Origin of the sequence: Sphingomonas sp. HMP9 (assembly GCF_013374115.1) — a bacterium.
Classification (GTDB): Bacteria; Pseudomonadota; Alphaproteobacteria; order Sphingomonadales; family Sphingomonadaceae; genus Sphingomonas.
Genome location: NZ_AP022673.1, coordinates 947008 through 961318, shown reverse-complemented (window position 1 = coordinate 961318; position 14311 = coordinate 947008). Strand labels below are relative to the sequence as shown.

Here is a 14311-nt window from a genome sequence, read left to right as displayed (position 1 = left end):
TCCGCTGCGCGTGAAAAGGACGTTGTAATGATCCTCAAATCCTATCCCGACAGTGGTCCTCAGCCTCATGAGGTCTCGATCCACAGTTTGACGGCCGCTCCCGAGCGGCGTCCGTTCGAGTTCGTCGATCTCGAAACCCGGTTCGATCCGGAGCTGGAGACGCTGTGGACCTATATGCGGCAGAGTACGCGACCGAGTTTCAATCCGAGGCTGCTCGCCGAATTCGATCAGTGGCAGACCGACATTGCCGCCGCGCGATCTTCGGGCGCCATGCCGATCCGGTATCTGGTGCTGGGATCGCGCTTTCCAGGGGTCTTCTCGCTGGGTGGCGACCTCGATCTGTTCGCGGCGCATATCCGCAACCAGGACCGCGATGCGCTAGTCCGCTATGGCCGCGCATGCGTGCAGATCCTGCACCGCAACATGCGGAGCCTCGACCAGCCGATCATCACGATCGGCCTGGTCGAGGGCGACGCGCTCGGCGGCGGGTTCGAGGCGTTGCTGTCGTTCAACGTCGTGATCGCCGAGCGGGGCACGCATTTTGGCCTGCCGGAAACCAATTTCGGCCTGTTCCCGGGGATGGGCGCCCATTGCTTCCTGTCCCGGCGCCTGGGAACGGCACGGGCCGAACAGATGATCCTTAGCGGGCGATCGTACACGGCCGAAGAGCTGTACGACCTCGGTATCGTCCACGCCTTGGCCGACCCGGGCGAGGGCCGCGCCGAAGTGGAACGCTATATTCGCCAGAACCGCCGCCGTCACAGCGGCCACTGCGCAATCTACGCGGCATCGCGGTCAGTCAATCCGCTGCCGCTCGGCGAGCTCGAGGTCGTCGTCGACCTGTGGGCGGACGCCGCGCTGCGGCTTAGCGAGGCCGATCTGAAACTGATGCGCCGCCTTGTCGGTGCGCAGACGCGGTTGCTCGACAAGGCCGCATAACCAGATGTTCAGGACTGTCCCTGTGCCTTGAAGCCTGCGCCGGCAAGCATGCTCGCGATCATGTTTGCCGGCATCGGGTGTGCCAGTAGGAAACCCTGTACCGCGTCGCAGCGGGTACGCCGCAGCTGGTCGAGCTGCGCGTGCGTCTCGACCCCTTCGGCCACCGTCTGCATTCCCAGCTTGGCTGCCAGCTCGATCACGGTCTGGACGATCGCGACCGATGCCGGGCTTTGCTCCAGGTCCGCGATGAACGATCGATCGATCTTCAGTGTCTGGAACGGGAATTTGGTCAGATAGCTGAGCGACGAATATCCCGTCCCGAAATCGTCGAGCGTGGTCCGGACGTCGAGCCGGTTGATCGCGTCCAGCGCCGCCAGCGACGCATCGATGTCTTCGAGCAGAACGGACTCCGTCACCTCAAGCTCGAGCCGGTCCGCCGCAAGGCCGCTGGTGGCCAGCGCGCTCATGATGACGGTCGGCAGGTTTGCCGATCGCAGCTGGATCGGTGACAGGTTGACCGCGATGGTCACGTCCGCGGGCCAGCCGCTGGCGATCCGGCACGCTTCGCGGATCACCCAGCCGCCGATCACCACGATCAGGCTATTGTCCTCGGCGATCGGGATGAACTCCGCCGGCGAGATCACGCCGAAGCGGCGGTTGGTCCAGCGCAGCAGCGTCTCGCACGACAGGATGCGTTCGCCCGTCAGGTCGAAGATCGGCTGGAACATCAGGTGGAACTCGCCGCGTTCGAGCGCGCCCTGCATTTCCGCGCCGAGATCGCGAGTGCGCTCGATCTTCTCGTCCATCAGCGGCTCGTAGAAGCGCATCTGGCCACGGCCGCTGTCTTTCGCCCGGTACAAAGCGAGATCCGCGTTCTTCAACAACGTGTCCGCGTCGATGCCGTCGGTCGGTGCGATCGCGATGCCGAGCGACGCACCGACACACAGCGCGCGTCCGTCGTGATGGACCGGTTGTTCGACCAGCCCGATGATCTGCTCGCCCGTCGCGACGGCGTCGATCTGCTGGTCGACGTCGCGGATCACCGCAAACTCGTCGCCGCCGAGCCGCGCGACGATCCCGGTCGCACCGAACGCCGCATCGAGCCGCTGCGCTACCCCCGCCAGCAGCGCATTGCCGGCCAGATGCCCGAACGAATCGTTGATCTCCTTGAACCGGTCCAGGTCGATCCAGTAGATCGCCAGACGCCCGTCGCCGTCGCCCAGGGCCTGCAACCGCGCCTCGAACCATTCCCGGAACGCGGTCCGGTTGGCCACGCCCGTCAGGTCGTCACGACGCGCGATGGCGGCATGATGCTCGGCGAGCGCCGCCTTCTCGCGCGACACCAGGGTCGCCTTCAGGATGACGCCATAGGTCTGCAAGGTGATGTCCATCATCGCGACCACGAACAGGACGATCACCGCCGCCAGCGCCATCTTGAGCGGCTGCAGCGATATCATCAGTCCCACCGTCAGCGGTAACGAGGCAAAGCACAGTTGCGACAGCGCGATCCACGGTCGACCGGCGTTGCGGCCGGCAATCCCCGCCGCGTAGCCGATCGTCGTCGTCACTGCGAGCAACTGCAGGACGCCATCGTCGCTATGGATCAGCGTCAGCAACCCGAACGTGCCGAGCAGCGCCGAATACCCCAGCGCGCCCGAGCGATAGAGAAACTCCTGCCGTCCCGCCCAGCTGTTTTTCGACGGTTTCGCTCGGCGTGGCTGCCGACGTCGCCTGATCACGTCGATCACTCGGATCCCCGCAACGAGGGCGATCGCCACCGCGCAGGCGATCAGCCAGCGATTGCTGCTGACGATCGCGACGATCCCGGTGATGCCACTGCTGGTGAGTGCACCGATGACCAGCGACTGCGGCGAGGCATAGAGAGATTCGAGCAAAGTCGCCCGCACCGACGCGGCGATCGCCTGATCGGAATGCCGCAACTGTCTGAGGCGAGAGATTAAGCCACTCATGCGACCGTCCATGGACGGCGAAATCGGAAAAGAAACCAATAAAGTATAAGCGGACGTCGTCCGGCACGCATCTTCTTGAGCATGATCGCATCGTTACGCTGAAGCGCCCGGACGAGGATCACGGGCATCGCGTGGGGTCGATCGATACATCGTGACCGCCTTCCGCGACGCCCGTCTGCATCAGATCAGCCCCTCATGCGTCATCGCCTTCTGGACCGCCGGGCGTGCCTTCATCCGCTCGCGGAATGCCTCGAGCGGCGCCGGCACGTCGATTGCGTTCTTTGCTGCCCACAACAGCATCACGAACAGATAGCAGTCGGCTACGCTAAGCGTGTCGCCGAGCAGATACTCGCCCTGCATCGTGTCGGCGAGATACCCCAGCCGCTTGACGATCGTCTCGCTGGCCTTCGCCTTCTCCGCGTCGCTGCCACCGGAAAAGAACGGCTTGAAGCTCTTGTGGATTTCTGTCGAAATATAGGCGAGCGCGACCAGCAGGTGGGTATGCCCCATCGTGCCGCCGGGCTTGAGTGCAGTGTCCTGATGCGCGATCCAGTCGAGGATCGCGATATTCTCGGTCACCGTCTCACCGGAGTCGAGCGTCAGTGCGGGCACGTACCCTTTCGGATTGATCGTCGTGTAATCGACACCGCTTTCGGTACGCTTGGCCTTCAGATCGACCTTCTCATGCTCGAACGAAAGGCCGGCCTCATGCAGCGCGATATGATCGGCGAGGCTACATGCGCCGGGGGAATAATAGAGCTTCATCGATGGTCTCCACGTTGGTCTTGATGAACGCGCAAACGCGCCGATAGCTGCGCCCGGTCAAATCTCGTGCGGCCGCATTGCAGCGTCGGCGCGCGCACCCATCTCCGGTGGATGAACGAAAACCTGATCCGCCTCGGTCTCCTCGACGAGGACGACATCATTCTCGACGAGGCCGCACTGTCGCTCGCGCTGCTCGATCATGCAGGTGTCGACCCGGCCCCCTACCGCATGCTGATCGATGCCGTGGCGACGCGTCTCGATACGGTCGGCCGCAACGCCGTTACCGCGGAAGCCCGGGCCGACAGCCTGTCGGAGGTGGTGGGCGAGGAGTTCGGCTTCGTCGGCGACCGGGAGACCTATGACGATCCCGCCAACGCCGACCTGATCCGCGTCATCGACCGGCGTCGCGGCCTGCCGGTCAGCCTCTCGATCCTCTATGTGGGCGCGGCACGCCGGGTCGGATGGACGGCGGACGCGCTCGATGTCCCCGGGCACGTGCTGGTGATGGTCGGCGCTGAAGCGTCACCCGTGATCGTCGATCCGTTTAGGGGCGGGATCCGCGTCGACCGCGAGGCGCTGGCCGCCCTGGTGCTCGCATCGCAGAGCGGGCCTGCCGCCGCGGTGAACCACGTCGCGACGATGCCGAACCGCGCGATCCTGGTGCGGCTGCTGCTGAACCAGGCGACGCGCGCCGAGCAGGCAGGGTTCGGCCGACGCGCGCTGGAGCTGTATACGCGGATGACCTTGATGGCCCCCGCCTATGGGCATGCGTGGTGGGAGCGCGCACGGTTGGAACTGGTCGATGGCGATGTGACGGCCGCGCGCGGCAGCTTGAGCGCCATGCTGGAGATCACGCGCGATCCCGATCTGCGGCGACGCGTCACCGATACGCTGGGGTCTCTGCCCTCCACCTAGCGATGCCGATCGGCCCGCGTTTTACGACGCGAGCCGATCGGACAACCCCAAGGTCATCCGGAACTCCAGTCCGCTGCCACTGGCCCGCGGGCTGATGTTCAGGATGCCGTGGCGCGCGCGCGCGACGCGGTCGACGATCGACAGGCCGATGCCAGAGCCCTCGGAACGGGGCCCGTCGGCACGCCAGAACCGCTCCTTCAGACGGGTCAGATGCTCGACGGGAATGCCTTCGCCGTCGTCGAGGACGCTTACGCTGCCATCCCGGTTCACGCGGACGATGATGGTCGTACCCGTCCGCGTATGGCGTACGGCATTGTCGACGAGGTTTTCCAGCGCGAGGGTGATCGCGCCAGGATAGCCTTGGCGCGGTGTCGATAGCGTTGACAGGTTTTCCAGCGCGATGCTGCGACCGCCAGCAAGGATGGCAGGTGCACGCTGCGCCACGACGGCTTCGGCGAGCACGGCGAGACGACGTCGGGCGGACGCCTGGACGTCCGCGTCGTTCCGGCAAGCGGGTGGACGATCGACGCGGGCGCCGTGATCCAGAACGTGACCGCCCCCGACCTGCAATATGCCGAGCGCGGCATGGCGCCGCTGTCGCGCGCGTCGCTGCTCGCCCAGCCGTTCACCCAGCAATATTTCCTCGGGCGTGTCGTCGTCGACAGGCGTTGGGAAGACGGGCTGCACCTCGTCTCGGCGACCGGGTTCGTCCACCGCGATGCGGAAAGCCGGTTCGACGCCACGCGACCGATCCGGCCGGATACGCCGATCGCCTACGACACCGACGAGCGCAGCCGGTTGTTCTCGCACGAGACGCGGCTGTCCCGCGCAAGGCCGAACGGCGCCGGCTGGCTGATCGGTGTCGCGCTCATTCACGCGCGCGATGCGTATGCGCGCCGCTATGGTGCGCCCGACAGGTTGCGCGACATCGTCGGCGTCACCAACCGGACGCGGGATGCCGCGGTGTTCGGCAAAGCAGGGATCGCGATCAGCCCGGCGTTGACCATCACCGCGGGCGCACGACTGACGCACCAGCGCACCGACGGCGATCCGATCGCGAGGCTGAAGACGACGACCTACATCCGCGGGCGCAGTTCGACCCGGCTCGATCCGACATTTGGTGCTTCCTGGCTGTTGACCCCGACGCTGGCGGCCTATGCGCGCTATCAGTCGGGTTTTCGGACCGGCGGCGTTACCGTGGCGCCGGGCGTCGGCCGTGTTGCCGACCTCATTCCCGATACCATCCACGTCGCGGAGATCGGCCTGCGCAGGGAGCGGCAGGGGCCGCTGGGGCTTGCCGCATCGATCGGCGCATCGCTGACCGACTGGCGGCATATCCAGGCGGACCTGGTCGATCGATCCGGCTTTCCGTTCACCACCAATCTCGGCAACAGTCATATCTACGGGCTGGAGGCGAGCGCCAACTGGGTTCCACTGGCCGGCCTCCGGATCGACATGGCGATGTTCCTCAACGAGACGCGCGTCACCGATCCGGATCCGGCACTGCGGCGGCAGGTCGGCGCTCGCTTGCCCAACACGCCGCCCTTCGCGGTCTCGGGGACATTGGCTATGAATGGTCGGTCGGCACCGCGGCGCGCGCGAGCGTCGATGCCGGTTGGCGCTATGTCGGGCGCTCGACCGTCGGGACGCAGGCGCCACTCGACATTGCGCAGGGCGAATATGGCAGCACGCACCTCGGCGGCACATGGACCAGGAACACCGTCCCGTTGACCGCCACGGTCGAGAATTTGTTCGACGTGAAAGGCGATCGCTTTGCCGGCGGCAACCCGTTCGCGCTTGCGGCACGCAACGAATACACGCCACTACGCCCCCGCACGTTCAGGCTGGGCGGCGCGATCGGCTGGTGATCGCTCAGCGGATCGGTTGCAGCGATCCGCCTTGCAAATAGGTGAGGGTGACCGGCACGACCGTCGTGCCCGATCCCACGCGGACCTGGACGATCTTCGGATCGGGCTTGCGCGAGAACAGCATGTCGAACAGCGTGACGTGCGGGTTGCCGGACGCCCCGCCGCCATCACTGCGATCGGTCTTGTCGTTGGCGTTGATGTCGTGACGGACGTCGACCGCGTAGATGCCTGGCCGATCGACGGGCATGCAGATCGCGACCCGACCTTCGCGCGGCGTCGGAACTTCGGTCCGCAACAGCGCTGTTTTCTTGTCGAAATAGGTCGAGGGCGCTCCGCCGAAGGTGCGGACGCGCACGGTGCCGGTGCGCGCCTTGAACCCCGCGACGACGACGAGCATGGCGGAATGGGTGCTACCCGCCGTGCATTTCGCCGCGTCCGGCCCGGTCGGTTTCATGGCGGCGTTCGGCGTCATCGACAACGCAGCGAGATACAGGGCAATCATGGTTCAGAGCTTTCGGCTTTTTCGGATCGGGATGCAACGCCAGCGCAGCGTGTCCGGGCGGGCGGACTTGTCGTTCGCAGCAAGATCGCTTGCTCTTCAATATCTTAGCGAGGACAGCTTGCGCTGTGTTCGAGCGGTGACCCTATCTCGAACATGACGCATTTCTCACGGAACACGATGGCGGCTTGAGCGGTATTTCAGGTCTCCCTGTAGTGCTTTCAAGGATACCCACATGCGCTTCATTCCCCTGCTTGCTCTCCCGCTCCTCGCGATGACGGCGTCCCCCGTCTTGGCGAAGGGCTGCATCCGCGGTGCTGCTGCCGGTGGCGTCGGTGGGCATTTCGTCGGCAAGGGGCATGCGGTTGCCGGTGCCGCCATCGGGTGCGTCGCCGCCCATCACCACTACGTCAAGCAGGCGCGCGCACAGAAGGCCGCCGCCCGCGCCCACGGGTAAAACGGGGGGTCGCGGACGGCGTGCCGTCCGCGACCCTTAATGCGGTCAGCGGCTGTATCGTCCGATCAGCGCGCGTCGCAGCATCCTGTCCTCCAGCGAATAATAGAGTGCGATCCGGTCACCATCCGCGACGGTGGATGCGGCGAAGGCGATATCGGTTGCCTCGCGACTCAGTGCAGGCGGCGGCACGAGCAGCGGTTCCAGACCGCGTCCGGTGACCCGCGCGAAGTCCGGGCTGAAGCTGATCCAGCCGATCCTCCAGCGCGCATCGTGCGTCGCGCCATTGTAGAACATGACCGAGTCGGAGCCCTCCGCCTGCCAGATGGGCCCGGTCGACAAATGCCAATTGTCCCAGCTGTCTTCGCGGATACCGAACGGATCGGGCAGCACGGTCCACGGACCCTTCGCGGTCGGGCCGCCGGCCATGCCGATCCGCGAGGCGCCGTTCGCCGCGTATTCGTAAAGCAGTCGCCAGTCGCCGGCACTCGTCTGCACCAGCGTGGCTTCCTTGATGTTGCCCTCGCCGGGCGGCGCCTTGAGCACCAGATCCTCTTTTACCAGCGCGGTCAGGTCATGGCCCGCGGCAAGGATCATGCAGCCTTGCGCGCGGTCCGCATCGACGCCGGTGTAATAGATCAGGTATTCGTGATCGGGCGTCACCAGGACGGTCGGGTCTTCGCACCCACCCATGTCCTCCGCGCCGGGACCGGGGGTGATCGCGAGCCCGGGGTCCATCGTGAACGAGAGGCCGTCGCGACTCTCGCCGCGGGCGATGATTCCGGTCGGGTCGTGCGGCCCGAGCGGGTGCGGAACGCCGCGGACCATGATCCGGTAGAGGTCGCCTTCCTGCCACACGAACGGGCTCATCAGGTCCATGCCGTCGATCACCGATGTGGCCGAGATCGTGACGGTGTCGAGTTGCTCGACGGCGTAGGTGATCATCACGCGCCCTGCGCGACGGTCAGCGACAGCGCGCCGTCGATCGTCACGGTCGTGCCCGTAATGTAATCCGCGGCGGGCGACAGCAGGAACGTCACCAGCGACGCCACCTCGTCGGGCCGTCCGGCGCGCTTCCACGGGATCGCGGCTTCCTTGGCGGCGAGTTCCTGCGGATGGTCGAGCGCGGACTGATTCATCGGCGTCAGAATCATGCCCGGCGCGACCCCGTTCACCGCAACGCCCTTGGGTGCGAGTTCGAGCGCCAGCGTCGCCGTCAGCTGCGACAGGCCACCCTTCGCGGAATCATAGTCGACGCCGCCGGGGCGCGGTGCGCGTTCGTGGATCGACGAGATGTTGACGATCCGACCCTTGGCATCCTTGTCTTCGAGCGCGCGCACCATGCGGCGGCAGGTGAGGAAAGGGCCGTACAGATCGGAGCGGATGACCCGGTCGAACTGCGTGAGTTCCATGTCCACGAGCATCACGCCGCTCATGTTCAGGCCCGCCGAGTTCACTAGCAACGTGACCGTGCCGAACGCGCTTTCCGCCTGCGTGAACAGGTGTTCGATCGCCGCCTCGTCGCTGACGTCGGCCTGGACGGCGATCGCGCGGTCGGTGCCGCCGATCGCCGCACATACCGCCTGCGCCGCGGCCGCGTCCTTGAAATAGGTGATGACGACGCGCGCGCCGGCCTCGCCCAGGGCCTTGGCGCAGGCAGCGCCGATCCCGGACTCGCCGCCGGTGACGATGGCGATTTGATCGTTGAAGAGGGTCATCCGTCCTCAACCGGCGATGGCATTGCGAGTTGCAGGATTTGGCGGGATGACGCGCTTTTCACCTCGCCGTCATGCGATCCGCAGGCCGCTGGTCAGCGCATCCAGCAGAGCATCCACCTTCGGGCTGAGTTGCCGCCGTCGTGGCCACACCAGATGCAGCGGCAGCCCGGCGGTCGCGAGTTCGGGAAGGACCTCGACCAGGTCGCCGCGCGCCAGTTCGTCCTCGATCAGCCAGGTCGCGAGTTGCGCGATACCGAAACCAGCCTTGACCGCACCGACCTGAGCCTCTGCGCTGCCGAGGACGATGCGGCCATCCATCGTGCGCTCGTCGATACCGCCGGTGCCGTCGGCAAAGCGCCACTTGATCGTGCTGCCGTCGCTGCGCCCGTAGAGGACGCAGTCGAACCGAGCGAGATCGTCCGCCGATAACGGTGTCCCGCGCCGTGCAAGATAGGCGGGCGCGGCGCAGATGATGACGCGCTCGCTGCCGAGATGGCGGTGACCGAGATTGTCCGCCCACGGCTCCGACGCGCCGATCCGGATCGCGACGTCGATGCCCTCCTCGATGAGGTCGATCTTCCGATCGGTAAAGGTGATGCTCGGGCGCAAATTGGGATGGCGTTCGGCAAAGGCGAGCAACAACGGCATCGCCTGCATCCGCCCGAACGCGATCGGCACGTCGACCTTCAGTCTCCCGACGATCTCCGACCGGTGCGCCGCGAGCACAGCTTCGGCGTCGGCAAGGTCGTCGAGCACGCGGACGCAGGTTTCGTAGAAGGCGGCGCCGACATCGGTAAGCGTGAGCCGGCGCGTGGTGCGTTCGAACAACCGGCTACCCAGCCGCGCTTCCAGCCGAGCGACGCTCTTGCTGACCGCCGAGTTGGTCAGGTTAAGCCGGACGCCGGCCGCGGTGAAGCTGCCGGCGTCGGCGGTGGAGACAAAGGCTTCGATGCCCTTGAGCCGTTCGGAGGGGATCATGCGCATCCATTCTGGAATTATTGTCCCGCCATACGCGAAAACATGCCGCAGGACGCCTGTTTTTGTCGCGCGTACAGACGGCAGCTACAGGAGCTTGCCCATGTCGTCCCCCGTTCGTCCTCTTAATGCCGCGCCGCCCGCCTCACCGCTCGCCTCACCACCCAGCGCGAAGTCCGCAGGGCATGGCCTGGCCGTGCTGCTGCTGGCGATCTCCGCCTTCGTGATCGTCACGACCGAGTTCATCATCGTCGGCCTGCTCCCGAGCCTGTCGCGCGACCTGGGCATCTCGATCACCGTCGCCGGCCAGCTCGTGACGCTCTTCGCGTTCACGGTGATGCTCGCAGGACCGTTCCTGACGGCGATGCTGTCGCATTTCGAACGCAAGCGGCTGTTCGTCGTGATCCTCGTGATCTTCGCGGCCGCGAACGCATTGGCCGCGGCGGCACCCGATATCTGGATCCTGGGCCTCGCGCGGTTCCTGCCGGCGCTTGCACTCCCGGTGTTCTGGGGCACGGCGAGCGAAACCGCGGGTGAACTCGCAGGCCCTGAAAAGGCGGGCAAGGCCGTCGCGAACGTCTATCTCGGCATTTCCGGCGCGATGGTGCTCGGGATTCCGCTCGGTACGCTCGCATCGACAGCATTCGGCTGGCGCGGGACGTTCTGGGGACTGTCGGGGCTGTCGCTGCTGATGGCAGTGCTGCTGCTTGTCGTGATGCCGACGCTGGCACGGCCGGCGCGCGTGAAGCTCGCCGAACAGGCGCGCATCCTGAAGGATCCGTATTTCCTCGGCAACGTCGTGCTGTCGGTGATCGTCTTCACCGCGATGTTCACCGCCTATACCTATCTCGCCGACACGCTGGAGCAGATCGCGCATATCCCGGCGGGGCAGGTGGGCTGGTGGTTGATGGGCTTCGGCATCGTCGGTCTTGCGGGCAACTGGCTGGGCGGACAGTTCGTCGGTCGCGGGCCGTTGCTGGTGACGGCAATCACGTCGCTGGTGCTGGCGGTCGGCATGGCGGCGACGACGCTGGTCGCGGGCTCGCATGCCTGGCTCGCGGTGGCGCTCGCCGTCTGGGGCATCGCCAATACTGCGCTCTACCCGATCTGCCAGGTCCGCGTGATGCAGTCGGCGAGCCACGCGCAGGCGCTGGCCGGCACGCTCAACGTGTCGATGGCGAACGCCGGCATCGGTCTCGGTGCGATTATCGGCGGCTCGGTGATCCAGCATCTCGGACTGGGCGCAGTCGGCTATGTCGCCGCCGCGATCGCGATCCTTGCGGTGCTCGTCACGCCGGTGGTCAACCGTCTGCAGTCGCGCAGCACCGGGTAACGATCGGGTTCACGCGGACATTCCCTCTCCCGCGCTGGCCCTGCACCCCGCCTTCGAACGTTCGATCTTTTTCCGCGATCAGGAACACAATCATGCCCAAAGTCTCGACCACGACCGACTATGCCGAGCGCGATGCCAGCATCGTCATCAACAGCTACACGACAGTGCTGCGCCGTCCCCGCGTCCCGCATGAGGTTTTCGCGACCTATTGGCGGGACGTCCACGGTCCCCTGTGTTCACGCATTCCGGGGTTGGGCTGGTACGTCCAGAACCATCTGGACCGCGAACAGGACGCGCATCTCTGGCCGGTCATCGACGGGATCTCGCCGTTTGCGGATTACGAGCTCGATGGCGGAGTCGAGATTGGCTTCGCATCAAAGGCGGATCAGGACGTGTTCAACGCCGCCAGCCACATCCTGTTCGCCGACGAACAGAACATGTTCGCGGCTACCGTCGCCTATGCGCTGCCCGACGGTTCGCGCACGCTGGTCGACCGCATCGCCGATCCCATCCCCAATGGCGACGACGGCTTCGACCGGATCCACGTCCATTTCGGCGCGGCGAGCGACGATGCGGACGCCTTCGGCACGTTCATGACCGATTTCGCCGAGACGCTGGCGGCGGACCCGGCGGTACTCAAACTGCGCCTGCACCTGCCGGACCGCTACGACAATGCCGCGCCCGCGCCGCCCGCGCCCAACGTCGATCATAGCGTGCCTGCCGAACGTGCCTTGATCGCGGTGGTCGAACTGGCATTCGAAACCCCGCTCACACGCCGTGCCTTCTTCGACTCCGAGACGTTCGTGGCGACGCAGGCTGCACAGTCGGCGCATATCGCGTATGTCCAGGCGTTCGCGGTCAGTGGCGTCTACACCTATGTCCGCGACACGCAGCTGACGACCGCTGGCCTGCGCGGGAGCCGTCCGGCGCAGTTGATCGAGCGGCTCGGCGCCAACAACCAGGTTACGGATGACGTTCGCAGCCTCATGCGGACCGGCTCGGTCTAGAGGCATCGACGCCAGCGGATGGGTTCAGGCGCGCGGCAGATCGTGATCGATCGGCGCGCCTGTGGGTAACACGGAGGACGGGATGATCGTCGGCCGCCGCGATAGTGCCCGACAGTCGCACGACCATTGCCGTGAGCATTCGCGGACCGACTAAAGTTCTACGATGATCGTGTTCGATATGCGGTGAGCGATCGCGTGCCCATTCCGCCTATCGTGCGAAGCAGGCATCCATCGCCACGACCCGCGCCGCGCCGTCGGTATGTGTGGCGTCACCCGGATAATAGCGCATCGTCCCGCCCAGCTTCGTCAGTTCGTCTCGCGTGAGCCAGCCCTGGATCTTCCCCTGCTGCACGGCCCAGCAATCCGCGGCGGCTTCGCCTGGCCCGAAGATCTGGTGCGCGCATTCGTGCGTGTACCAGAAGAGTTGCTGTGCGCGCGGCAAGTCGAGGACGCGCGGGTGGAGGATGATGCGGCCCTTATAGGCGGCGGCGATGTCGTCGATCGGCTGGATCATCGTGTCGACCGGTCCGCAGGTGGCGCGGTAGCCCGCGAGCAACAGCGCACCCGGCAATACCACGGTCTGGGCGGTCGAGGGTTGTGGAAGGACCGCGAGCAGCGACGCCGCAGCGCCGGCGAGAAGATTTTTAAGCATGACTATCCGGGCCCCGCGAGGCGCGAGGACGAGTAAGAGTAGAATTGATAAGATTTCCGTGGGTCGGGCTCGCGTTCAGCGCGCGACCCGCGCGTGCTTACCGAAAGCGCTCGGTTTGCCGGTCCTTGATGCGCTGCGAAACGCGTTGGTCCTGCAAGGGAAAATGCACGCCGAACCGCGGTCCAGCGCCCACGAGAAATCTCGGGTTCATGGTTAGTCTCCGCCGATGTCGATAAAATAGCGTCATCCAGAGCTCACGCCGGCAGCAGAGGGGGATGTTTACGAACTCTTCGGTAGGTGCGACTTACGCGCATCCATGAGAGCAACAGTTCGCGATGTAGTCGCGCCACCGGCCTAACCTGTGTTGGTCGTACAGGAGAAACGTCGATCCGCGCCAAAGGATGCAGCTTGTAAAAAACTTAATCTACTTTAAAAATCAGCATCATACTCTACCTGCCGAGTATCAGGAGCGGTGCGGACTTTATGGCCAATCTCGACGTTTCATGCGCCGTCCCGGACACCGGATTTCCCGATCGACGCGACGGTCAGATCGAGGCGCTTGGCAGGGCGGATTCCGCTGCGCAGATTCGCGATCAGCTACTGTGCTATCCCGGTGCTGTGCGGATGCCCGCGAACGGCATGGAGCTTTACATCGTCCGCGACTTTCTGACGCTCGACGAATGTGCCGCGTTGATCGCGCTCATCGACGCCAACCGGGTGCCGTCGCCAGTCGTGGGCGATGCGCCGGTCTCGTCGCATCGCACCAGTGAAACCTGTTATCTCTATCCCGGTCCTGCGCCCGTTACCGCAGTCGAGACCAAGCTCGACCTGCTCACCGGGCTCGAGCCGCGCTATGGTGAGGCCTTGCAGGGGCAGCGTTATGCGGTCGGGCAGGAGTTCAAGCCGCATCACGACTTCTTCGATACCGGGCAGCCCTATTGGCTGGACCAGGTGACGATGGGCGGCCAGCGCACCTGGTCGGCGATGACGTTCCTCAACGAACCCGAAGCGGGGGGGCGGACGAATTACCCGACCGCGGGCGTGATGATCGCGCCGAAAGCGGGCAATCTCGTGATCTGGAACAATATGGACGACTATGGTGCGCCGAACCCGGGGTCGCTCCACCAAGGCATGCCCGTCGAGCAGGGCGTCAAATACGTTCTGACGAAATGGTACCGCGAACGCCCTTGGTGCCAGTGAAGCGCCAAGCTGATTA

At 65.4% G+C, this 14311-nt stretch carries 16 protein-coding genes; 8 read left to right on the top strand and 8 right to left on the bottom strand.

The window, feature by feature from the left end:
- Window positions 1-27 precede the first annotated feature (27 nt).
- Complete coding sequence (locus HMP09_RS04135) at window positions 28-939, top strand: crotonase/enoyl-CoA hydratase family protein (RefSeq protein ID WP_176499313.1); 912 nt, start codon at window positions 28-30, stop codon at window positions 937-939.
- A gap of 8 nt (window positions 940-947) precedes the next feature.
- On the opposite strand, the gene HMP09_RS04130 is transcribed toward HMP09_RS04135, so the two are convergent.
- Both HMP09_RS04130 and HMP09_RS04125 read right to left on the bottom strand, forming a co-directional pair.
- On the bottom strand, window positions 948-2909 hold the full coding sequence (locus HMP09_RS04130; RefSeq protein ID WP_176499312.1) for a putative bifunctional diguanylate cyclase/phosphodiesterase: 1962 nt from the start codon (window positions 2907-2909) through the stop codon (window positions 948-950).
- Between the two features lie 180 nt (window positions 2910-3089).
- A complete protein-coding gene (locus HMP09_RS04125) occupies window positions 3090-3674 on the bottom strand; it encodes a glutathione S-transferase family protein (protein WP_176499311.1) in 585 nt (194 codons plus the stop codon).
- Window positions 3675-3785: 111 nt separating this feature from the next.
- On the opposite strand from HMP09_RS04125, the gene HMP09_RS04120 reads away from it, so the two are divergent.
- Window positions 3786-4589 carry a SirB1 family protein gene (locus tag HMP09_RS04120; protein ID WP_176499310.1) on the top strand — a complete coding sequence of 268 codons (804 nt, stop codon included), beginning with the start codon at window positions 3786-3788 and terminating at the stop codon, window positions 4587-4589.
- 21 nt (window positions 4590-4610) lie between these two features.
- On the opposite strand, the gene HMP09_RS18355 is transcribed toward HMP09_RS04120, so the two are convergent.
- Window positions 4611-5051 (bottom strand): sensor histidine kinase, encoded by a 441-nt coding sequence (locus tag HMP09_RS18355; protein WP_232090658.1) that lies wholly within the window; start codon window positions 5049-5051, stop codon window positions 4611-4613.
- 75 nt (window positions 5052-5126) lie between these two features.
- On the opposite strand from HMP09_RS18355, the gene HMP09_RS18350 reads away from it, so the two are divergent.
- Together HMP09_RS18350 and HMP09_RS04110 are read left to right on the top strand one after the other, a co-directional pair.
- Complete coding sequence (locus HMP09_RS18350) at window positions 5127-6320, top strand: TonB-dependent receptor domain-containing protein (RefSeq protein ID WP_232090657.1); 1194 nt, start codon at window positions 5127-5129, stop codon at window positions 6318-6320.
- Window positions 6317-6457: a hypothetical protein gene (locus HMP09_RS04110; protein ID WP_176499308.1), complete on the top strand. Its 141-nt coding sequence runs from the start codon at window positions 6317-6319 to the stop codon at window positions 6455-6457. Before HMP09_RS18350 ends, HMP09_RS04110 begins: the two co-directional genes overlap by 4 nt.
- Before the next feature lie 4 nt (window positions 6458-6461).
- Here HMP09_RS04110 and HMP09_RS04105 read toward each other — a convergent pair whose 3' ends face one another.
- Entirely contained in the window at window positions 6462-6959 is a 498-nt protein-coding gene (locus HMP09_RS04105) for a DUF2141 domain-containing protein (RefSeq protein WP_232090656.1), read from the bottom strand.
- Between the two features lie 232 nt (window positions 6960-7191).
- Here HMP09_RS04105 and HMP09_RS04100 point away from each other — a divergent pair, with 232 nt between their 5' ends.
- On the top strand, window positions 7192-7413 hold the full coding sequence (locus tag HMP09_RS04100; protein ID WP_176499307.1) for a hypothetical protein: 222 nt from the start codon (window positions 7192-7194) through the stop codon (window positions 7411-7413).
- 45 nt (window positions 7414-7458) lie between these two features.
- On the opposite strand, the gene HMP09_RS04095 is transcribed toward HMP09_RS04100, so the two are convergent.
- From HMP09_RS04095 to HMP09_RS04085, 3 genes are all read right to left on the bottom strand, one after another.
- Window positions 7459-8355, bottom strand: a complete 897-nt coding sequence (locus HMP09_RS04095; RefSeq protein WP_176499306.1) for a glycosidase — start codon at window positions 8353-8355, stop codon at window positions 7459-7461.
- Window positions 8355-9128 (bottom strand): glucose 1-dehydrogenase, encoded by a 774-nt coding sequence (locus HMP09_RS04090; RefSeq protein ID WP_176499305.1) that lies wholly within the window; start codon window positions 9126-9128, stop codon window positions 8355-8357. Before HMP09_RS04090 ends, HMP09_RS04095 begins: the two co-directional genes overlap by 1 nt.
- Window positions 9129-9197: 69 nt before the next feature.
- Entirely contained in the window at window positions 9198-10106 is a 909-nt protein-coding gene (locus HMP09_RS04085) for a LysR family transcriptional regulator (protein WP_176499304.1), read from the bottom strand.
- A 100-nt stretch (window positions 10107-10206) separates the two neighbouring features.
- On the opposite strand from HMP09_RS04085, the gene HMP09_RS04080 reads away from it, so the two are divergent.
- Both HMP09_RS04080 and HMP09_RS04075 read left to right on the top strand, forming a co-directional pair.
- The gene (locus HMP09_RS04080) at window positions 10207-11436 is read left to right on the top strand and encodes an MFS transporter (RefSeq protein ID WP_176499303.1); all 1230 of its coding nucleotides are present in this window, start codon (window positions 10207-10209) and stop codon (window positions 11434-11436) included.
- Window positions 11437-11528: 92 nt separating this feature from the next.
- Window positions 11529-12443, top strand: coding sequence for a hypothetical protein (locus HMP09_RS04075; protein WP_176499302.1), 915 nt, complete (start codon window positions 11529-11531; stop codon window positions 12441-12443).
- A gap of 208 nt (window positions 12444-12651) precedes the next feature.
- On the opposite strand, the gene HMP09_RS04070 is transcribed toward HMP09_RS04075, so the two are convergent.
- Window positions 12652-13095, bottom strand: coding sequence for a hypothetical protein (locus HMP09_RS04070; protein ID WP_176499301.1), 444 nt, complete (start codon window positions 13093-13095; stop codon window positions 12652-12654).
- 624 nt (window positions 13096-13719) lie between these two features.
- On the opposite strand from HMP09_RS04070, the gene HMP09_RS04065 reads away from it, so the two are divergent.
- Window positions 13720-14295, top strand: coding sequence for a prolyl hydroxylase family protein (locus HMP09_RS04065; protein WP_232090842.1), 576 nt, complete (start codon window positions 13720-13722; stop codon window positions 14293-14295).
- The last annotated feature ends 16 nt before the right edge of the window (window positions 14296-14311 follow it).